Origin of the sequence: Hufsiella ginkgonis (assembly GCF_009834915.1) — a bacterium.
Classification (GTDB): domain Bacteria; phylum Bacteroidota; class Bacteroidia; order Sphingobacteriales; family Sphingobacteriaceae; genus Hufsiella; species Hufsiella ginkgonis.
Map to the genome: position 1 here is coordinate 567,265 of NZ_WVHS01000004.1, position 22,687 is coordinate 589,951.

Annotated in this window: 12 protein-coding genes; 3 read left to right on the plus strand and 9 right to left on the minus strand. The window is 52.0% G+C overall.

The window, feature by feature from the left end; all coding sequences use genetic code 11:
• Positions 1–78: 78 nt before the first annotated feature.
• Both GS398_RS18655 and GS398_RS18660 read right to left on the minus strand, forming a co-directional pair.
• Positions 79–423, minus strand: coding sequence for a hypothetical protein (locus tag GS398_RS18655; protein ID WP_160908316.1), 345 nt, complete (start codon positions 421–423; stop codon positions 79–81).
• 151 nt (positions 424–574) lie between these two features.
• A complete protein-coding gene (locus GS398_RS18660) occupies positions 575–2,782 on the minus strand; it encodes a tetratricopeptide repeat protein (protein ID WP_160908317.1) in 2,208 nt (735 codons plus the stop codon).
• A gap of 190 nt (positions 2,783–2,972) precedes the next feature.
• Between GS398_RS18660 and GS398_RS18665 the strand changes: the two genes are divergently transcribed.
• Both GS398_RS18665 and GS398_RS18670 read left to right on the plus strand, forming a co-directional pair.
• On the plus strand, positions 2,973–3,191 hold the full coding sequence (locus GS398_RS18665) for a hypothetical protein (protein WP_160908318.1): 219 nt from the start codon (positions 2,973–2,975) through the stop codon (positions 3,189–3,191).
• Positions 3,188–3,688: a hypothetical protein gene (locus tag GS398_RS18670; protein ID WP_160908319.1), complete on the plus strand. Its 501-nt coding sequence runs from the start codon at positions 3,188–3,190 to the stop codon at positions 3,686–3,688. The genes GS398_RS18665 and GS398_RS18670 overlap by 4 nt, the downstream gene beginning before the upstream one ends.
• Here the strand turns inward: GS398_RS18670 and GS398_RS18675 are convergent.
• Both GS398_RS18675 and GS398_RS18680 read right to left on the minus strand, forming a co-directional pair.
• Positions 3,685–7,953, minus strand: a complete 4,269-nt coding sequence (locus GS398_RS18675; protein ID WP_160908320.1) for a hybrid sensor histidine kinase/response regulator — start codon at positions 7,951–7,953, stop codon at positions 3,685–3,687. The two genes, GS398_RS18670 and GS398_RS18675, sit on opposite strands and share 4 nt — an antisense overlap.
• Positions 7,954–8,026: 73 nt before the next feature.
• Positions 8,027–11,479 (minus strand): T9SS type B sorting domain-containing protein, encoded by a 3,453-nt coding sequence (locus tag GS398_RS18680; RefSeq protein WP_160908321.1) that lies wholly within the window; start codon positions 11,477–11,479, stop codon positions 8,027–8,029.
• A 159-nt stretch (positions 11,480–11,638) separates the two neighbouring features.
• On the opposite strand from GS398_RS18680, the gene GS398_RS18685 reads away from it, so the two are divergent.
• Positions 11,639–12,652 (plus strand): zinc-binding alcohol dehydrogenase family protein, encoded by a 1,014-nt coding sequence (locus tag GS398_RS18685; RefSeq protein ID WP_160908322.1) that lies wholly within the window; start codon positions 11,639–11,641, stop codon positions 12,650–12,652.
• 101 nt (positions 12,653–12,753) lie between these two features.
• Here GS398_RS18685 and GS398_RS18690 read toward each other — a convergent pair whose 3' ends face one another.
• Genes GS398_RS18690 through GS398_RS18710 form a run of 5 tightly spaced genes read right to left on the minus strand, consistent with a single transcriptional unit; the run spans position 12,754 to position 22,681 of the window.
• Entirely contained in the window at positions 12,754–14,520 is a 1,767-nt protein-coding gene (locus GS398_RS18690) for a RagB/SusD family nutrient uptake outer membrane protein (RefSeq protein ID WP_160908323.1), read from the minus strand.
• A 31-nt stretch (positions 14,521–14,551) separates the two neighbouring features.
• The gene (locus tag GS398_RS18695) at positions 14,552–17,764 is read right to left on the minus strand and encodes a SusC/RagA family TonB-linked outer membrane protein (protein WP_160908324.1); all 3,213 of its coding nucleotides are present in this window, start codon (positions 17,762–17,764) and stop codon (positions 14,552–14,554) included.
• Between the two features lie 36 nt (positions 17,765–17,800).
• Positions 17,801–19,336, minus strand: coding sequence for a fasciclin domain-containing protein (locus GS398_RS18700; protein ID WP_160908325.1), 1,536 nt, complete (start codon positions 19,334–19,336; stop codon positions 17,801–17,803).
• Between the two features lie 51 nt (positions 19,337–19,387).
• Positions 19,388–21,175 carry a fasciclin domain-containing protein gene (locus tag GS398_RS18705; RefSeq protein WP_160908326.1) on the minus strand — a complete coding sequence of 596 codons (1,788 nt, stop codon included), beginning with the start codon at positions 21,173–21,175 and terminating at the stop codon, positions 19,388–19,390.
• A 12-nt stretch (positions 21,176–21,187) separates the two neighbouring features.
• Positions 21,188–22,681: a RagB/SusD family nutrient uptake outer membrane protein gene (locus GS398_RS18710; RefSeq protein WP_237488247.1), complete on the minus strand. Its 1,494-nt coding sequence runs from the start codon at positions 22,679–22,681 to the stop codon at positions 21,188–21,190.
• Positions 22,682–22,687 lie beyond the last annotated feature (6 nt).

Here is a 22,687-nt window from a genome sequence, read left to right on the forward strand (position 1 = left end):
CTTGTATCCTGCACCATCATGTGAGAAAGCGGGCTATCCGCCGCGGCGCTGCGAGGTTAACGTTGCTCCTATAAGCGCTTAGTTTTCCAGTAACCCGTCGGCCTTCCATTGTACGAACACATGGATCAGCGAATCGGAAAGCTTGGGGTGGCGCTGCGGCATAAATCCTTTTTCGCCCGGGTTGCGGTTGATGCGGATGATCGACTCGTCGATATTGGCTTTTAATGCCGCGTAAGTATTTAAAGGCTCTTTGTTACCCTTTGGCGGAATGTGGCATGGAGCACAATTGCTGGTGATAATGCCCGCCATGTTCGCTGTATAGGTGATCTTGGCCGCCTTTTTCGACTTGCCGCCCTTTTTTGTCGCGCAAAACTGGAACAGGATAGTGGAAGCGATAATGAGTAATACGTAAAATTTCTTCATACCTGGCTTTAAAGTTTAGATGATAAATGTAATTCAAAAAATTAGTTTGTCAAGGGATTGTCATGCCGCAAAGGAATGATAACATAAAAAATACAGTTGTTGGAACATGTAATGCCGCCACGTGATTATCGCCAGGTCCTGTTCCTGTACATTAATACACCAGCGCTCCGCTCAGTGCTTCAAACAGTTTATCGATTTCGATCGGTTTCCGGAGAAACCCGTCGAAATAGGAAATGTATTCTTCCTGGTGTTCGGCGGTGATGTCTGCCGTAAGGGCGAAAATGGGCGTACGGGTATTAAGATTTTCGTATTTGCGAATATTCTCGGTGGCATGAAACCCGTTCATTTCGGGCATGTGGATATCCATCAGGATAAAGTCAAACACTTTCTGCTTTGATTTTTCGACCGCTTCGAGGCCGTTCTTCGCATGTTCGGTGGTGATGCCCCAGTTCGACAGCAGCCTGCGGGCCACCATGGCATTAATCATGTTATCCTCCGCCAGCAGCACGGTCTTATCTTTCAGCTGTTCGGATCGTTTTACGGCCGGCCGCGAAGGCATATCCGCCCGCTTCAGTTTGAGCGAGAAGGAGAAAACAGACCCCACTCCTATGGTGCTTTCTACAAAGATCCGGCTTCCGTGCAGTTCCACCAAACGCTTTACGATGGCAAGGCCAAGGCCTGATCCGCCCTGTTTGCGGGTAGTGATAGACGTCGGCTGGTAGAAACTTTCGAAAATATCTTCCAGGTAAGGCGCATCGATGCCGATGCCGGTATCAACAATTTTAAAGCAAAGCTGGTCTTCGTACCCATCGCTGTTCTGCAGGTCCACCAACAAGTCTACTTTACCGTGCTCGGTATATTTAATGGCATTGCTTACCAGGTTCCCCAGGATCTGCGAAACTTTAGTCTCGTCCATCCCGTAATTCCCCCACACTTCCGGGGCGATAGCGAGGGATAGTGTGAGGCCTTTTTCCACCGCCAGGCTTTCGTAGGTGCGCTTAATGCTTTCGAGAAGGCCGTGGAAGTTGCAGGAACGGTTCTCGATATTCACTTTACCATTCTCCAGCTTTGTAAAATCGAGGATGTCGTTGATCACCAGCAGCAGGCTGTTCGAAGCCGAGGCCAGTGAATTAAGCAGTTCGGTTTCGTCCTCCTCCGATTTCTCGCGAAGCAGCCTGGTGATCATGATCACGGCATTGAGCGGCGTGCGGATCTCGTGGCTCATGGTCGACAGGAAATCCTGCTTCACTTGTGCCGCCTGTTCTGCGCGTTCCTTTTTCTCTATGATCTCGGCCTTCTCTTTTTGCAGCCTCGCTTCTTTTTCCAGCGATTCCATTTTGGTGATCAGCTCGTAATTCTCGATGATCTTGAGCGTCTGGGTATTGATCACGGCCTCTTTCTGGGTGAGATACCGTTCCAGGTACGAAAGTGACCTGACGGGATCGTTCAATTGCTTATAGATCTTATAAAGGAGGTAATTACCTTTAAACTGGATAATGATAATGTTGTATGTGCGGGCAAACCCGATGGCCTGGCGGAGCATCGCTTTCGACTGTTTGAGGTCGCCCATTTCGAAATACATGGCACCCATGCGGTAATAAGCCATGGCAAGCCCGAGCCGCTCGCCCATTTCGACATGGATCTCGATGGATCGCTTAAACGCCTGTTCGGCCTCCGTATACAGACCCTGTTTGGTAAAAACTTTCGCTTTGCCATAGATCGCGAACGCCAGTCCCCTGATGTCGTTCGTTTGCTTCTTCATGGCTATCGACTTCTCGATAACGTCCCTGGCTTTTTCTATCCTGCCCTGCTTCAGGTAGATGCCGGAAAGCGGGTTATATGCGTTACTTTCCAGGTCGCTGTCGCCGGCCTTCCGCGCAGCCTCGATGGCGCTCTCGTATGACTTGATAGCGTTTTTCAGGTCGCCAAAATACTCATAAATGGTTCCGAGCGATTTTTGTACGCGGGCCTGGTTATGATAATCGTCGAACTTGCGGTAAATGGTCAGGCAGTTGATCAGGTAGATCAATCCCAGGTGGTAATTGTCGGTTTTATAATAAGCGCCGGCAATACTGTATGTTGCGTCCGCAATTCCGCGCTCGTCATTCAGCTCTTCGAAATAACCGGTCGCCTCCTCGGCCATGCTGATGGAAACCTTGTAATCGCCCATGATCATGTGGAAAAGCGAAAGCTGGTTGAGGCTCTTACCCATGAGCGCTTTATCGGCAATCTCCCTGCTGATGGAAAGCGCCCGTTCGGCCAGCGCAATACTATGCCGCAAGTTGCTCACGCGGGTAGCATAGGCCTCATTTAACAAGGAGATTACTTGACTGCCGGAGTCAATAGAAACATTGTCCATTTTAACGGTAGAAAGGAATTAGTACAACACGGCGATTGTTCAAAAACAAATTTATATAAAACCAACAATATAGTTTAAATATCTGAAAATAGCGTATTTACAACATTTTATCAATTGACTATACGTTATTGACCGGTGCCTGGTTTGCCTCCCTGATATTAAAAAAGAATAAAACAATTACCTTTGCGGCATGCAGGAACCTTTTGACATTACGCTTGGCAACGTTACTTATTCTGTATTCCCGGAAGAAGATGAGGTGTTCACCATTTTTAAAGAAGGTGTAGAATATATAAAGATCCAGCGCGACGAAACGCACTGGCTGAAACTTGACGACGAAACAGACCTGCCAACCTTTGATGAAAGCGAAGAAGTGAACGCGATCGGTGCAGAAATTGCAAAAAGCTTATGAAAAACCGGTGGATCATGCTCATGATCCTGGTGCTTGGCGCCGGGAACACGTATGCAACTGAACGTGAAAGCGACGAAGAGTCGACCGCAAAAATAAGCAGCCGGATCATTGCGTTAAGCGCGGAGATCGACCTGCTCACCCGTCATGGCCACCTCACCTTACAAGATACCGTTCCCGATAGTGATGATGTCCGTAAATTAAAAGCGCTCCGCGCTTCCATCAGGGAAATGATACTCGACATCGACCATCGCATTGCGCGGATTGATTCTGCGAGAGCACGGGAGACCGATGACAAAGGCTCGCTCGCGGAGAAACTGTTTGGCGGCATAAAATCGAGCTTTACGGAACGAAAACTCACCTGGCTAAGGGATATCCGCGACTTCCTTTACACGGAGCAGGAACGGCTGGACGGGATCACGAAAGGGGTTTCGAGCATTTCATCGAAAGTGATCCAGGCCAAGCTGAAAGTCGCTGCAAAGCTTAAGGGGATTCTTTAAACGCCCAGTGGTGCTGCGCCTGTTTTTTTCGCAGCTGCCTTCTCCAGGATCAATTGCAGCTCTTCGATCCTGATCGGTTTGGAGAGGTAATAGTCCATTCCGCAGTTCAGACAATCATCCCGGTCTTCCTTCATCGCATTAGCGGTCATGGCAATGACCACCGGTTGTTTGCCTGCGCCCTTACGAATGATCCTGGTTGCTTCAAATCCGTCCATTTCCGGCATGTGCACGTCCATTAATATGGCATCGAACGTTTTTGCAGCGAGCAGTTCCAGCAGTTCAACGCCGTTCCCGGCGAGTACCGGTTCATAACCAAGCTTACTGAGTACCCGCACGATAACTCGCTGGTTGATCTCGTTATCTTCCGCGATGACGATACTCAGCGGGTGGGTGGCGGCAAAGCTTTCGTTAAATTGCGATAACCGCTGCTCCGCTGAACCCGGGGTTTGGGCTGCATGCTGCTTAAGTGCTGTTTGTATTACGCGCCCCAGGTGCTGCTGCTTGGCGGGCTTGGTAAGGATAGCCGAAAACAAGTGCGGGTAGTTCTTCCTGGTCTCGTCGCCCATAGAGCTCAGCAGGATCACCGGCAGCGCCGGGTAACGCTCTTTGATGAGGGTGGTTAACTGTACGCCATCCATCTCCGGCATCTGCATATCGGTAACCACCAGGTCGAAACCACCCGGGCCGGCCAGGATCCGCAGCGCTTCCCCGCCGGATGAGGCCTGCACCGACTTGAGGTTCCACTGTTCGAGCTGCAGGTAAAGAATGCGCAGGTTGGTAAAATTATCGTCTACGATGAGCACGCGCTTATGCTCATTTCCCTCGAGGCTGAAGTTGATGTATTTCCGCTTTATATCCGGGCTTGCGTGGCACACTATCGTGAACCTGAAGGTGGTCCCCTGGCCCGGTTTGCTGCTTACGCTGATTGTGCCGCCCATCAGCTCCACCAATCGCTGCGTAATGGCAAGGCCGAGGCCGCTTCCGCCATATTTGCGGGTGGTCGACGAGTCTACCTGGCTAAAAGCCCTGAACAGCCTCGGGATCGCCTCCGGCGGAATGCCGATGCCGGTGTCGCTGATCGCGAAAGCGATCTCCAGCTGATCGTCTTTACGGGAAAGCAGCGTTGCGCCGAGGAACACCTCACCCCGCGAGGTAAACTTCATGGCATTACCCAACAGGTTGATGAGAATCTGTCGAAGACGCTGGCTATCGCCTACCAGTTGCGGGGCGAGCGCCGGGTCGATCTGGTAAATGAGATCGATACCTTGTTGTGCCGCACGTCCGGCAAAGAGGTCCATCACATCTTCGACGCTTTCGCGGAGGTCGAAATCGTGCGGATCAAGTTCCATTTTGCCTGATTCGATCTTCGAAAAGTCGAGGATATCGTTAATCACGCTGAGGAGGTTTTCACCGCTGCTGCGGATGGTTTCAGCATATTCACGCTGATCAGCGGCAAGTTCGGTATCGCAGAGCAAGGCCGCCATGCCCAGCACACCGTTCATGGGGGTGCGGATCTCGTGGCTCATGGTGGCCAGGAACACGCTCTTGGCCTGGTTGGCAAGCTCGGCTTCGTGGCGTGCGCTAGCCTCCTGCGCGGTTTGTACGCGCAGTTCCTCGTTCAGCCCCTGCAAATGTTCTGCCTGGCTCTGCAGCTCCTCCGATTGGGCCTGCACTTCTTCCGCCTGGCTTTGCAGCTCCCCATTCATGGCCTGCAGCTTTATGGCTTGCTGCATCACTTCCGCCGTGCGTTCTTCTACGATACGTTCCAGCTCTTCATTTTGCCGCTTTACTTTATTGATGCTGTACCTGTTGAGGCCAAAAGCCAGCCCGGCTAATGCGAGCACGGCCAATGTGCGGAACCACCACGTCATCCAGAAAGGCGGCACGATGGTGATTTTCAGTGCGGCCGGCCGCCCGTTCCAAACGCCATCGTTGTTGGAGGCTTTTACTTTAAACACATACTCACCCGGCGCCAGGTTGGTATATGTAGCCTTCCGCTGTGCGCCGCTGTATATCCAGGCGGTATCCTGGCCGGCAAGCTGGTAAGCGTAGCGGTTTCCCTCGGGAGCGATAAAGTTTAACGCCGCAAACTCAACCGAAAACGATGCCTGCTTATAATTGAGCACGATATCATTCGTAACTGAGATATCGTTTTGCAGCGGCGACCCTTTGGCGCCCGGTATGATTGGTTTATTCGAGATACTGAACATCGTAAATACCACCGGAGGCGGCACCTTATTATAAATGATCCGGTTATTCCTGAAAGAATTAAACCCGTTAACGCCGCCAAAATAGAGGGTACCGTCGCTCGCTATCATCGCGGCATCGCGCCGGAATTCGCTGCCTTGTAACCCATCGTTCACACCAAACGTGTTGATCTTCTTTGCCGCCGGGTCATAGCTTGCCAACCCGTTGTTGGTACTTAACCAGATGACGCCTTTTTCATCCCTCACCATCGCATGGATAAAATTATTCGGGAGGCCCTGGCGGGTGGTTACCGCGGTAAACCTGCCTGTTTTAGGGTCAAGCAGGTTCAGGCCGCCGCCGCCGGTCCCTATCCACAGGCGGCCATCCTTCGTTACAAGCAGGCAATTAACGAGGTCGTTGCCCAAACTGCGGGGATCTTGTGGCTGGTGGACATATTGCGTGACCTTATTATTAACCGTGTTCAGCGAGAACAATCCCTGATCAGTACCAATCCACAGGTTCCCCTCCGGGTCATCCGCCAGTGTGAAAAGGTTAGCCGGAGACGCCTGCCTGCCCGCCGACCGGATATCGTAGCGCACAAAACGCTTCCCGCCCCGGTCGAAACGGTTAAGCCCGCCGCTCCAGGTGGCTATCCAGCTATTTCCGCGGCGATCGGTATAGATCCGGTTGATGCGGTTGTCGCTCAGGGAGCTGCTGTCGGCCGCGGTTTTACGGTAATGCGAGATGCGGCCGGAAGCGACCTCTACGATGTCGAGACCGCCATCAAAAGAACCAACGGCCATCGAATCCCTGCCGATGCGCGCCAGGCTGTAAATATTGTTGCTGCTGATGGAATTATTGTTCCCTTCGCTGGCCTTCAGGTGGGTAAAAGCGCCGGTCTTCGGGTCGAGGATATCGATCCCATCTTCGGTGCCAACCCAAATGCGGCGCCTGTCGTCTTCGGCAAACGCCTTTATGCTATTGCTGGTCAGGCTATTGGAGCGATAAGCAATGGTGCGGTATAACGCGAACTTATCTTCGTTGGTGGTTACATAGCTAACTCCGCCACTGTTGGTGCCCAGCCAGGTGATGCCCGCGGGATCGTGGTATATGCAGCGCACATTGTTGTGACTGATGGTGGTGTTATCAAAAACATCATTCCGGTACGATTGCAGTGCATCGTTGCGGTAATCGTAGATCATTAACCCGCCTGCCTCGGTACCTATCCATAGTTTGTTGCCGGGGCCCATCTCCATGGCGATCAGGTTGTCTGTTCCCGGCGATGCCGGATCGCCCGCTTTATGCCTGTAGTGTGTAAACAAGCCTGTTTCATGGTCGATACGCGAAAGACCCGCGCCGTCCTGCGCCAGCCACACGTTGCCTTCCCGGTCTTTCACGATGCCCTTTACCGCATCCCCGGCGGGGGAGTTTACATTCTCATTATCATGCAGGTAACGTTTAAAATGGTCGGTACCGGTAGTCAGGACGTTAAGGCCGTGGGCGGTTCCTATCCACAGCTGCTCCGGATTCACTTCTTCGATCACATTCACATCGTTGTTGCTGATGCTCGACGATACATCCGGCTTGTTAAAAAATGCGCGGAACTTTTTACTGCGCTCATCCAGCAGGTACAAACCGTCCTTGGCGCCCACCCACAGGTTACCTTTGGAGTCCCTGAAGATCGCCTTTACATACATGGACCGCGAACCCGGGTAATGTACAAAGCTGTTTTTCGCACGGTCAAAACGATCGAGGCCGATGGCTGTACCTACCCAAAGGTTCCCCAGCCTGTCTACATATAATTTATTGATGTAGCTGCTGCTGAGGCTGTTTTTATCTGCCTGGTCATACTGGTAAACAACAAACTGGTAGCCGTCATACCGGTTCAGCCCATCGCGCGTAGCGAACCACATAAAGCCCTGCCGGTCCTTAACGATGCTGGTGACATTGCTCTGCGACAGCCCGTTGCGCGTAGAAAGATGCTTAAACTTAATAGACTGTTGTGCGTAACTTGCTTGTACCAGGAAAAAGAGCACAAAATACAGGAACAGCAGGCAGCCGCGGGCTTTAATAGGCATAGGTTAGCGAGGGATGGTGAGACCCTATTCAAATATAACCGATTTGGCGAATCGCAGCGAAAAAGATTATTATTTACCTGACCAGGGTCAGGCTTCCGGCAAACGTTTTGCACCCTTTTTGCAGGTCGACCAGGTAGTAATACGTACCCTGGGGGAGATCAGTTCCACGGCTTTTCCCATTAAAAGGCTGGGAGTAATTGATGGAGTGAAATACCAGTTCGCCCATCCGGTTGAACACACGGATGTTGGCATTCGTATAATTTTGGATATTGGAGATCTGCCAGGTATCATTAATGCCATCGCCGTTTGGCGTAAAAGAGGCCGAGATCTTAAACTCCTTGTCGGTAACGTGCACCTCGAGCGCCGAAGGATCGCTTTTGCAGGGACCGGTCGCATAGTCGACGTAATAGAACCCGTCGGCGGCAATATTCACCTCAAATACGCCGGTATTGCTTTGCGCGACGGGAACGCCGCCAGCTTCTTTGTACAGGTAATAGGTGGCGGCCACCGGGTTAAGCACGTGGATGAGCACTCTGCCGGGGGCGCATACGGTCACGTCGGGCACTGTTGGCGCGGGCAGCCCGTCCAGCTGGTCGGCAAGTACGAATGTGTGCCTGTCCTGGTTGCAGGAATTGCCGGACGCATCGGTTACGAACAGCGTATACTCGCCGGCCCTTACGTTCGCGAGGTCGGCCTGGGTACCCACCAACACACCAGCGGCATTTTTCCATTGGTATACATACGGCTTCACGCCGCCATTTACATAAATATTCCGCACGCCGCCTTTACCGGTGGAACACTTGTCGTTCACCGGGATGGCGGCGGCCACATTGATCTTTGGAAAATCGACCCGTTCGAGGATATAGGTTTTAGCAATCGCCTCGCATCCGTTATCGCTGGTAAGCTGCATCCGGTAAATGCCCTCTTTCAGTCCTGTCAGGCTTGAGGCGGTAGATATCACCGTGCCGGAGGAGTTCAGCCAGCGAACGGCTTTTGGCATACGGGCGCCGAAATCTACCGTAATAGACCCGTTATTAAGCCCGCAGCCGGCAGGGACCACCTGATCGGTAAACGCATAGGCGGCCGGCATATCCTGTGGGATAATGACAGAGATCCGTTTCGTGCAACCGGCATCCCCGTAGGCAGATAAATAATATTGCCCGGCGGGCACACCCGCCAGGTCAAGGTTCGTGGACAGTTCGGCACCGGCCACATCGCGCCATACGTATCGATTGGCGCCGGTAACGGTAATTCCGGTAACAGATCCACCTGTGCCGTCGCATTTGGCAGCCGTCAGCTCCCGTTTCGAGATATTAAAAACGATCACCCCGGTGGACAATACCTCGTATTGTTTTGAAAATAACGGGTTAGTAATGCAAATTCCCGCTCCGCTTACCTCTAACGTATATTTTCCCGGTCCAAGATCCCGGACATCCGGGACCGATTTTGACGCCGGGTTAACGATATCGCCGTCCTGGTTTCGCCAGGTATAAATATAAGAGCCCGCAACATTGACATTGATCCCCCTGATTGCGCCGTTCTGCAGTTCGCAGGTCACATCCGTCACAGCGGCCTGCCGTTCATCCAGCGTAGGATCGCCGGCCACCGGAACTATAACCGGCGGGTAAGTGGCCGAGCAGCCCGTTGTTGGATTGGTTACGGTGAGCGTATACCGGCCTGCCTTAACTCCCGCGAGGTCGAACGCCGTGCCTACAATTACGTTATTCTTGTCACGCCAGGCAGCAGTGTTTCCCGCGCTGCTGATCCCTTTAATATTGCCGTTCGCCTGGTTACAAACCGCCTCGTCTACTGCCTGTCGTGTAAAATCGGTTTTTACAGACACATCGGCGATCTGGTAAAAGTCTGTTTTGGTAGTACAGAAACCATCGCCGACTTCCAGGCTGTAAATGCCTACGCCGAGCCCGGTTATATCAGGGTCGCTTCCTTGCTGAATGACCTCGTTCAGCTGGTTATACCAGGTATAGCTCAACGCGTTTTGATATTTGATGCCCTTAATAGAACCTTTCGTGGTACCGCACACGTCGGTTTTTTTCACTTCCGATTCCTTGTAATCAGAATGAATGGAGGTAAACCCGGAGGTCTGTGACTTATTACTTCCCGATATGAGGGTAGCGGCTACGATAACGTTGAAGCCGTCCACGGTGCCATTGTAGTTCCAGTTGCCTGCGCCGTTGGCCATCACGCTGGCGAACATCTCATCGGGCTCGCAGGCCGCGTTGGTGCAGCCACCCGATTTGCTGTAGTAAAGGTCTACGCGTGAACCTGCTGTAGCGGTACCGGCGATGCGGCTGGCAGTACGGCTGGTAACGGTGGCCACCACCTGGCCGATAGGCGGAGTTCCCTGTTTTATGGCGTACTCGTATGCATGTTCATTACACCTGAAGCTGTTTCCCCGTACTTCGATGTATGCACTTCCATTGTTCTCGATATTCCCGAATTCCCTGAAACCGCCGTATTTATGCTGGAAACAGCCGGTTACCAGGTTTCCTTCAGTTGCGGTTCCCCCGCCTATCAGCCCGCCGCCGGCACAGCTGTTCAGCAGGATGGCACTATGCGCATTACCGATCCGGTTATTACCGGAGTAATCTGATCCAAACTTGTTTCCCTGTATCCTGAAATAGCAATTGACGTTCAGCACGAGCGAAGAATTCAACCCGCTAAACACATTCGACTGGATTTCGCATTTCTCCAGCGCGAGCGATGCGATATTCACTTCGTAATTGAAGTTAGTGAACGGAAACGCCTGAACGGCGGTAGTGCCGTCGGAAGTAAGGCCCACCACGTTATTTTTTACCACCAGCTCCCCTGTTATAAGGGCATTACTCACTTCGCGGTAGCGGATCCTGCCTGCAACTTTATTCCCGTCTTGCGGAGAATTTCCCCCGATCGTAAGATTACGGATGCGCTCACAAGTAATACCGCCATACCCCAGGTCACACTTCTCAAACCCGCCGGGATCTAAGCCGGCCATATTACCGCTGATCCTCACGTTTTCGCATAACTGGGCTTCAGTGGCAAAATCGCCCGACCTTACGTCAATGCTCTGCCCGAAATTGGTAATGATATTCCCTTTCCCGGCGGCGCCGATGGCAATGTTCTTACTATTGATAAATGAAATACCTGCGGCGCTTTCCTGGTTATCTGCCGCGTTATACGCGCGATCGATATAAAGCCCGAATATGGATACGTTCTTCACTTCTACGCCTCGCAGCGCGAACGATATACCTGCACTAAGCCTAATTTTGACCTTCGCATTTATGACGCCTAAGGGAAGGCCGGGTTGAGTGGTACCGTCTATGGTGACATCATTAACGAGATCTAGCTGGCCAAGAAGCGTGATTGGCTGTCCGGGAGGAAGATTAAAGCTTATTACGTCGGCCCCCGCCGAAGCTGCCGCATCAGACAGCGCCTGCCGAAGCGTTCCCGGTCCCGAATCGGCATTGCTGGTGACTACCAGCTGGGCCGACACCTTCTGCGAAACCGCCAGGAATAGCAATCCGAGCATTAATATTCTTGCTAACCTTGATCTGAACATATCGTTCCCTGCACGAATTTACGAAAATCTGTATGATTGAGCATAAACCGGGCCGCAATAGCGCTTGCCGCTTGTCTAACGGAATTCCTCCAATAATTGTATTTTTGACGGTAAATCCCATATTTATATATGAAAGTCCTTACCTGCACCCAACCAGGCACCTTCGAATACACTGAAAAAGAACGTCCCGCCTTAAAGAAAGATCACGCCCTCATCCGCATCCGCCGGGTCGGGATCTGCGGAACAGACCTCCACGCGTTCGAAGGCACGCAGCCTTATTTCAACTACCCGCGTGTACTGGGACATGAACTGGCGGGTGAGCTCGCGGACTTCGACAACGCACCGGGATTTGAGCCTGGCGAAAAGGTAACATTTATACCGTATTTTAACTGTGGCATTTGTATCGCATGCCGTTCGGGCAAGCCTAATTGCTGCGAGCAGATCAGCGTATGCGGCGTACATTCTGACGGGGGCATGACCGAATACCTTCAGGTCCCCTCCTACTCCCTGCTGCATGGCGAGGGATTAAGCTATGATGAGCTGGCGCTGATCGAGCCGCTTGCCATCGGTGCACATGGCGTGCGGCGCGGTGCAGTAGCTGCTGGCGAGTTCGTTCTGGTGATTGGTGCAGGCCCTATCGGGCTGGGCATCATGGAATTTGCCCGGATCGCCGGAGGCAAGGTAATCGCAATGGATATTAACAGTTCCCGGCTGGCTTTCTGCCAGGAGAAAGCGGGCGTAACCGCCGTGGTGAACGCATTGGCAAGCGACGTAAAAGAACAGCTTCAAACCATTACCCGCGGGGATATGCCCTCGGTAGTGATCGATGCCACGGGAAACCTCGGGGCCATTAACCGTGCTTTTGCCTGGCTCGCCCATGGCGGAAGGTATGTGCTGGTAGGATTACAGAAGGGAGAGATCTCGTTTAGTCACCCGGAATTTCACAAGCGCGAGGCCACGTTAATGAGCAGCCGCAACGCTACCCGGGCAGATTTCGAACATGTGATCCGCTCGATGAAAAACGGGCTCGTAGATCCGAAGACCTACATCACACACCGCGTAGGCTTCGATGATGTGAAAGCCGAGTTCCACACCTGGCTCGACCCGGACAACGGCGTGATCAAAGCGATGGTGGAGCTATAAAACCCGCTGCACTTTTAAAAAAAGCTTTGCGCCCTTTGCGTTAATTACCCGTTGATAGGTACGCAGGGAAGACGCAAAGCTTTTTGCAGGGACTCTATGGGCTACTTCATTTTAAACGGCAGGTACCAGTTTTTCACATCGGTTCCCAACGCGGTAACGCCGGCGGGAACGGGCAATCCTGCTGCGGTGAATTTGGCTGCTACCTTGTCTCTCAGGAAAGCCCTGCCTGCACCAGCAGTTATTTTCTCCCGTCGCAGGGCGATCCGCACCAGGTCCTGCCAGCGGTTGCCTTCGAACGCAAGCTCCAGGGCTGCTTCATTTACCAGCAGGTCTTCCATGGCAATGGTCAGACCCGGACGATCGGTCACCGGTTTATTCTCCTGGCCAGGGATCGTCATATTGAAAAACTTCGCGGAATCCACTTTAGCAGGCGCCAATGAGGCACGTCCCCTAATCCCTTCGTTTACGTACCAGGCGCTGCGGTAGCGGGGGAACTCTCCCTGGCGGGCGTCGAAGTAATAATCAGACTTGGTATCGAGCGTGGTTTGCATAATGTTCGAAACGTTATCAGGCACCGGCAACGCTGCCGGCGTAAATGCCGACCTGATGCCGTTATTCATAAATCCATAGGCGATCCGGTCAAAACCGTCGCGGTTAGCGGCCTCGCTCATACGCAGGTGGATCATGGCCGCACGGCAAAGGATCCATTTTCCGCTGGTTTCAAAAGGAAGGGCCGGGTTATAGCTGCCCAGCATTTTGGCAATTATCGGTGTGCCCTGGGTATAGCTCCTGCCCACCCCGCGGAAAGTGTCGCCGGGCGTGTTATCCGAGCGGGTCTGGCTGTTCCAGTTCTTTATGGCTTGCGCCGAAGGTTTTACGAGATACCTGGAGTAAAACAGGTCGATAAACGGGTTTTCGGGCGCAAACTTCTTGTCGAATGGCAGGTTCCAGATGATCTCGTAGTTTGAGTAGCGCTCTCCGAAACTTGATGCGAAGATCACCATCCAGTTTCCCGCACTTAGCCGGGTACTTGCGTTACCGAGCTTATACGTATTCGTCCAGTTTTCGCCGGCATCGATCAGGGTGGGGTACAGCACATCTGCATAGTTCATAATGATCTTGTAGTAATGTGCCGCCTGCGTATAATTTCCCTTCCAGAGGTATAGGTCGCCCATCAAACAATATTTGTTAATGAACATCTTGGTGGTGTTATAAGTGTCGAGTGTAGTCACCAGCGATGTCCCTGCAGGCATGGGGTCCTTATTAGGTAATGCCATGGTAAAATCGATCAGCCTGGTAAGCAGGTCATCAAAACCGATCATGGGGTACCTGGATGCATCATCCAGGTCGGTAACCTTTGCCAGGGGATCGGTAATATAAGGGATCGTACCGTATTGCACGCCTGCCTGGAGGTATAGCCAGGTACGGATAGCGCCTACTTCAGAATACCGGATATTGTAATCTGCCTGGCTCAACCGCTTGTCGCTAAGCATTTTGCTGAAGTTCGCCAGGGCATCGTTACAGTTGATGATCACTTCGTACCATGGTCTCGGGTCGGCCCAGCTGTTATCGGTGGTTACCGCATGATCGTTTAGCTGCTTCAGGTATTTATCCGAATTAGGGGTTACATCCTCGAGATCTCCGCGAAGCTCGTTCAATACCATATAGCGTTCCGCCAGTCCCTGCACCTTGCCGTAGATCCCCATCACCACCGCATCCGCATCGTATACGTTCTGGTAGGCGTTTTCCGAGCTCAGCACATTTTCAGGCTCTATATCGAACGTGCTTTTACAGGCAAAGAGGCATAAGGTGAGGCACATAATTCCTGCCGCAATGCCTTTTGATAAACCTGGTTTATATGTCTTCATATTTTTTTTATTAACGCTGTCTTCTTTTAAATTATAATCCTACTCTGATACCCAACTGTACGCTGCGGAACTGCGGTTCCAGCCCGGTGTCTACCCCCCGGTTAAATACAGAGCCTGAGGCGCTGAATTCCGGATCAAAGCCCAGGTATTTGCTGGCCGTTAACACGTTATTGCCGGTAAGGTACACTTTGGCGTATTTAAAGCCTTTTGCTTTGAAGGGCACATCGTAGCTTACGGAAATGGTGCGGAGACGGATATACGACCCATCTTCGATCCAGCGGTCAGAGAAACGCGCATTCCCGACCGGGTCGCCGTACTGCACTCTTGGCGTGTTGGTTACCTGCCCGTTTGCTTTCCAGCGATTTAATACAACTTCTGTCTGGTTCTGAAATCCGTTCATCGACTCGAGGCCGCGACGTACATAATTGTAGATATCGTTTCCTGAGCTGAAGGTGAGGATCGCATCCATCGAAAACCGTTTCCAGCTAAAGGCATTGCTGAACATCCCTGTAAAATCAGGATTGGGGTTTCCGATCACCTGCATGTCCTGCTCATCGATAAAAGAATCGCCGTTGGTGTTCACAAACCGCACGTCGCCGCCTTTAAAGGCAGTTACCACACCGCCGGAAGTGCGGCTGGACAATCCGGCGGAGGCGGCTTCCGCGTCGGAGGCGTACACTCCATTGGTTTTGTATCCATAGAACAGGTTCGGGGCCATCCCCTTTTGGGTGAGGATAGTGGCGCCGGCATATTCTGTGGTCAGCCGGTCATTGGGGATCCTGGTAACTTCATTCCGGTAGGCCGAGATATTGAACGCGGCATCCCACTTCAGCACTTTGTTAATAAGCCTGCCGTTAAGGTTGAGCTCCGCGCCATGCGATTTCATGCCGCCATTGTTGGTGAGCACCGAAGTAAAGCCGCTAAAGTTGTTCACCGGTTCGTATACCAGCATGTCTGAGGTGGTATTCCTGAATACGTCGACGGTAACGCCCAGGCGTTCGCCAAGGAAAGAGGCGTCTATGCCCGCATTCAGTTTCTTAACGGTCTCCCACTTCAGGGCCGGGTTGGCGAGGTTTCCGCGTACGAGTCCTTGTGAGCCAAGGAAGTTTTGCGTTACATAATATTGTCTTGCGCTGTAGTTCCCGATGTCGTCGTTCGCGGTAAGGCCGTAGCTGGCGCGCAGTTTAAGCGACTCGATCGTTCTCGAATCAGCAAGAAAGCTTTCGGACGATAATAACCACCCTGCCGCTATCGAAGGCAGCACCGCGAGCTGGTTTCCGCCGATGGTAAGCGGGGCCGAAGCTTCCTTTCCAAACCTCGAAGAACCGTCGACCGCGAGGTTAAACGAAAGGAAATACTTGTTTTTAAGTTCGTAATCCGCGTTCAGATAGCTGTTGATCGAGCGCCATTTCCCGTTGTCACCGCTTACCCGTCTCAGCAGCGCCTGGCCGTTGGTCACGCTCACGTAGTCGTCGGTGGCCGAGTTATAACCCAGGCCATAGTCCGTTTCGCGCGAGTTGTCATTAAACCTGAATCCGGCATTGGCCGACAGGTTATGCATGTTGTTAAAGGTTTTTGCGTAGGTGAGCCTTGCATCGCTGAACAGGGAATACAATCTTTCCACGTTACTTCCCGACTGGTTAAGCGCTACTGCCGCACTCAGCGTATCGGGCACGATGCCCTTGTTAGGAACAAAGATATTCTCGCGAACCTTATCATAGGTGACTCCCATAAGCACTTTTACGCCGAGGGCTTTATTCACCGCGTAATCAAATCCCACGGATCCCTGGAAACGATAGTTTTTATCGTTTGCCTGCATGTTATTGATCACCGCTACGGGGTTGCTGACGTTAAAAATGTCGACTCCTGCATAGTTAGGCGAAACGGCGCCCGATTCAGACACGTCCTGTATCGGCAGGAACGGCGCCTTAACCAGCCCGAGGTATAATGGATTGGTTTTATTGGCAATGCCCTGGTTTTTAAGCGCCTGCTCATTCGAAACGAAAGAGAGGTTGGCCGTGCCCTTTAGCTTGGCAGACAGGTTAAGGTCGGCATTGAACCTTGTCTGATAGCGCGAAAGATCTGTTTGATCGGTGATCCCCTCGTTCTTAAGGTAGCCGACCGATAAGCCGTAGGTTGCAATATTGTCGCCGCCGGTGATCTTCAGGTAATAATTATTGTTGAAGCTGTTGCTCATTACCTGGTCCTGCCAGTTAGTGTTGTAATGATACCTGAAATAGTTCGGGTTCGTAGCCGGGTTCGTATCGTCGTTCATAAACGGCAGCGATTGGATCTGGGCGCTGGTAAGCGAAGCCGATTTCAACAGGTCGGAGAGGTAGATCCGGTAATCTGAGATCCCCATCACGGGCAGGTTCGACGGCTTAAAATTGAAGCCTCCGTAAGCGGAAAAGTCGATCCTGGTAGCCTGTTCCTTCGCCCTGGCGGTAGTGATCAGGATCACCCCGTTAGCTCCCTTGGTGCCATAAGCTGATGCCGCCGCATCTTTAAGGACCGAAATATTGTCGATATCCTTAATATCGATATTTGCCAGCGGGTTGCTGCTATGACCGGAGATCAGCGACACCCCGTAGTTACTGTTGTCGTAAAGGATGCCGTCCACGAAAATTGCGGGTTGGTTGGTCGCATACAGCGAGTTATACCCCCTCAGCAGCAGGTTAGCGCCAATGCCGGGTGTTCCGGAACGACGGGTGACGTCGAGCCCGGGCACTCTCCCCTGCAGGTAAGTATCCGGGCTTTCAGAAGAGCGCTGCCAGCTATCGGCAACGTCGATGTTGGTTACGGCGACCGGGATGTGGTTGAGCGGCTTCGTGGCATAGGGGAGCTGGGCCGCGGCATATACAGAATTATAATTTTCTTCGAAAAGGCTTATTCTGACCTCTTTGCGGCCTTTAAGAGCTACCTCTTTGGTTTGATATCCCTGGCCGGTGATCACAATTACCGCCTGGTAATCGGGAACAGACACTTTGAACTCGCCGTTGGCGTTGGTTATGGAGGCCGAATATCCGGGAACGCTGATGCTGATACCAGGCAGCGGCTTGCCGGTAGACGATTCTGTGACGGTACCGCTGGCCTTCGTCCGGCTCTCATCCTTCCTCACCGCTGCAACCGAATCAGCGGCGGCCCTTGCCACGGAATCCTGCTGGGCATACAGTGAGCCTGAAGCGGCCCAGATAATGATCGCCGGGAGAATAGTTCTTTTTACCGTTAATGTGAATATGTGCATAATTCAGGTATTTTTTTGAAAGCTTTGTTGATCGGTTTAAGGCAGGATAGGCACGAGTTTGATATAATCCAGCAACAGATCATTGGTGCCGTTCGTGGTGGTGGTGTTGCTCACCAGGTACACGTCGAAAGCACCGGATTTAGTGCTATTTGTATAGTACTTGTCGATGGCGTAATTACCGAGCAAAACCTCCGAATAATCGGGCAGAAACGTTTTAGGAATTGCGGACGGCACGGCACCAGGTTTTGCCACGAGTGCAAAGTCGGTGGCGGCAGCCGTCTTAAACGCCAGTTTCTGTGGAGACCACGTAAGATCGGTGGCCGTACCGCTATAAGTAAGGTTATAATCGCGCACCACCCGCCAGTAAACCTTATAGGTAACCGAGTTGGTATTAAACCGGTACCGGGCCGTAAAACCGGCCGTTCCGTGGTTTACCACGTTGAGGTCGCGGAAGGTAGATCCGTCGGGATTTCGCCGCACCCGGATAGAAAACGTTTTCCCTGCAACGGAGAACGAGTTTGAGGCAACGTTTTCCCCCTGTATAAGTACCGGTTTGATCTTGGTGTACGGGTCATAAGTGCCATTGCCAAGGTCGTAATTGATCTTACTCATTACATATACAATGCCGTTGCTTACTTTGCGGGTTTCCACCACGTCGCTCTTCAGCAGGCGGAACTTCACGCTGTCGCGGACGGAGTATACGGTACCCGGGAAGTTATCCGAAGAAAGAACTCCTTTAAACGCCAGGTCTTTGATCACGTGAAACCGCGTGATGCTGTCGGTACTGTCCTTCACGGTACTTACGTTGTAGTATTTCTGAAGCTTGTTTTTTTCGGCGGTAAACGCGGCGTCAGACAGTACGATATAGGTGTACAGGGAGTCTTCGTTACTGATATCTGCCCGCTGCAGGAACCGGTTGCTGTTAATAATGCCCGTGCCTGGTTTATAGATAGGTTTCCCGGTTACGGGATCTACCCCGGTCTGCTCGGCCTTCGACGAATCCTGTACGGAGAAGTTCAGCGAAATCAATTCCGTTTTTTGCAAAGTAGAAGTAGAATTAAGGTACTCCCAGATACTTTGCTTGGGAATGATAGGCTGGCTGATCACGTGAATAACGCCGTTGCCCACATAAATATCCGCCTTGGCGATGGCCGATTCTTCTACCGTAGTTCCGGTGAATGTAACATTTTTGCCGTTGAGCGTTTTAATACGCATAGACGGCTGCGGCGCCGTAGTAAGGTATAGCTGGTTGGCGATGTGGTTTCCCACGAAAAGCTTCAGCTTAGCGTCGTCGCCGATCACGGATGCATCCAGCGCGGCCAGGGCCTGGTTGGTAGGCGCCCAAACCGTAAACGACTTGGATGACGCTACCACCTTATCGTAACCGGTTTTAGCCAGGTACTCGCTAAACTTGCTCAGATCGGGATCCTTGTTGATCTGCGCGAGCAGGTCTACCGCCAGCATAGGATCGGTAATTTCGTTATGGTCCGCCCACTTATCCGTGCATGACGATACTATCGCGGCCGTGAGGAATGTGAGAACCAGTACGAATCGTTGTCTTAGAATATTCATTTCTGTTGTTGTCTTTTAGGTTGGAGGTTCGGGGTTAGACCTTGAACCAGGTTATATTTTCCTGTCTGCAATTACCAAAGGCGTGTTATCCAGGGTACCGTCTGTTTTGAATCGCGGTATGATCTGCGACGGCGCATCTACCGGGATGAACTGGATCATATCGAGGAAGCTCTGGCTCTGGCTCCCCAGTATGACCTTGAACATCAGTATGTGGTTATCGGTGGTTTTGATATCAACCGTACCTACTTTTTTAGCTACCCACGAGTTAAAGTTGGTTGCGGTAACCGGCGAAGTGTAGTATTTCCAGCCCAACGCTTCCAGCTCGGCCGTAGAGCCCGAAGGCATCGGCTCGCAGAAATCGTGGGTTTTGGCAAGTGGCTCACCGTCATCAATAATGATCTGGCTCTGGCAGCGGCTGCCTGCCGGGTAAGTTCCGTTACCCGACTGCTGAAGGGTACGGTAGCAGATCCAAACGTTATAACGTCCGCGAACGATCAGCGGGGTTTTCATTTTAACCCAGTCGGCCCTGCTGGATAACCCGATCCCCATGTTCAGGTAATCGTTATACACCCATCCGCCGGTGGCGTTCACATACCCGATAGTGGTGGAGGCATTTCGGTAAAAGAAGTCCCACCCGCCGATCTGGAAAGGCGCCGTGGCCGACGGCTTTACAAAGTTCGCGGTACCGGTATTGCGGAATACCGAAAGCTTGCGCACTTCAGGGAAATCGGCAACATCCCAGTCTACCCGGAAAGGGACCCGCACCTTAATAGCGAAATGTCCGCTGGTTGCCGAGAGATTGGCCGGTTTATAAGGAGCGGTTACGTGCATTACGCCGTTAGTCGCCGAGTTATCGCTAATGGTTCTTCCAAGGGTGAACCCAGGTTCGTATATGTTATTAAACACCCCGTCGTTGATCAGCACGAGTTCGTCATCCAGCTTTGCGGTAATGATCTCCGGGTTAGCCAGTGTAGCGTGCGATTGCGCTGAAACGATGTCCGCGAGGTATTTAGCCTCATAAAGGATATGATAAGCCATGAACATGTGAAGGCTGTCTGTTACCAGCCTGGGATTGCCCGTTTTCGAAAAACGGGCTTTAAGATCGGCATACGTATTAAAACCGGCAGCTTTAAATACCGCATCGGTTTCTACCAGCGCGGTAAGGCGTGCCTTTTTCGCATCCGGGTTGCTGGCAGGTGCAATATTTAAGGTATCGTACAAGCCGGTTTCCTTAAGTGCCTGGGTAAAGATCGAATAAGCGGTATTCGCCTCGATCATTTTTGCCAGTGTCAGTTTCGAAGGCTGTAATACGCGATCGATCACATGGATCACCCCGTTGCCCACCTTGATGTTGGCGGTCACCATATTCGCCTGGCGATTAATTATGATCCTGGTGGCGCCGTTTACATTAGCGGCGCCTGTGATCAGGTATTGGCCTTGCATGGTAAGCGAGGGTAACTTACCATCGTTAAACTTAGTGGTAGAGATGGTATCGCTCAGCAGGTGAAACTTCACGATATCTTTCAGCTCGGTAACGTCAAGCTGTTCCACCGCGGTTTTGCCTTTCTCCTGCAGGAAGGCCTTCACCCCGTCGTTAGTAGGAAGGAAGAGCGTATAGCTACCGTATGCCTGCAGGAAGCCTGCGGTGTTTGTAAGTTCCAGTACCTTTCGCCATTCCGAAAACTGGTCGGGATATTTGTCCAGGTAGCTCGTCATGTTTACCGACTCGCTAGTATTATAAACAATGGGTTCTTCCTTACAGCCGGCAAGGAAAACAAGGACTAACGCCGCCAGGTATACTGGCTGTACGATCCATTTTTGAACGGTATTGTATTTCATAACCTACGTTTATTATTGGTAAAATGGGTTTTGTACTAGTTGCTTATCGGTATTAAGCTCATTTAAGAAAATTGGCATGTAATGGCTGCGCACGTCCCGGTACTTACTGATCATTGACTGCTGCCTGTTAGGCGGCGCGATATCGGCGATCATCGAAGTGATCAGGTCGAGGTGCGCATAGTTATTACGTTTTGCGTTCCTGAGGTAATCGAACCATCGTTTACCTTCGAAAGCGAACTCGCGACCGCGTTCCCGCAGGATGTAGTCTGAAATATCCTGTGCGTTCGACGGGTCGGGCGACTCCTCGGAAGCTGAAACTGCTCCTGCACGGGTACGGATAGTTTTAACCAGGGCGAGTGCTTCGGCGCCTTTGCTGGTCCATGCCAGTGCTTCGGCTTTTAAGAGCAGCACGTCCGCCAGGCGGTACACCATCCAGTGTGCGTACGAATCGGGTTGTGCGCGGGTAATGGTAAGGTCATTGGTACCGATCCATTTCCAAATGGTAAAGTCCGAAGCGCGTACGAACCCCGCATCGGAGCGGATGTCTTTTTTATTCGGGTCGGAAGTATCGATGCCGTACATGTTATCCGTTACCCTTGATGCGGCAAGGTAACGGCGGGTGGTAGCGGGCGAAAACATCGCGTAGAACGGGTTCAGTATCTGGCTATCATACTGAAGCTCGAAGATGCTTTCGTTCGAATTTCCTACAAATACCAGGGTGTTGAACCAGTTCGACTGGCTGCTGCCATCGATCAGGCCGAATTTCGCCGAATTGATAATGGCGTTACAAGCGGTGATACACTCTGCGTATTTCTCATTCCACAGGTAAACATCCGCCTGCAGCGCATATACGCCATAACGTGTCATGCGGCCCTTGTCCATCGCCTGGCTTCCATAAGTGAAAGGAATGTACTTTACCGCGAAGTCAAGGTCGGAAAGGATCTGTGCATAAACCTGTTCTTTCGTGCTTTTTGGCAGCTGTTCGATCTTCGAATCGCTGGAGCTGGCTTTCAGCTGGAGGGGAACCTCGCCCCAGATACGCAGCAGGTAAAAGTACATCAGCGCCCGGATACTGTAAGCTTCCGAAAGGTAAGCATCCAGCTGTGCCTGGGTAAGCGTGTTATCGTTGCTGATCACGCCGGGGCCGTATTGGATCACGGTGTTGCAGTAGTTGATGGTTGAATACAAGGTTCCCCAATCGCTAAAGGCATTGGTCGACAGGATCTCTCCATTGGTAAGACTGGTCTCATCCACCGAAGCGTTAGTGGTAAGGGTGATCATGTCGGCCCTGATTTCGCCCCAGATAAACAGGTTGGCAACCTGCCCGCCGGAAACCATGGACGCATAACAGCCTACCACGGCCGATTGCAGCTGCTCCTTGGTTTTCCAGAAATCTTCCCGTACCAGCCCGTCCTGCGGTTTCAGCTCCAGCCACTTATTACACGATGAAGCCATTACCAGGGTGACTATCAGCGTTGCTTTAATTATCGTATTTCTAATCATCATTCAATC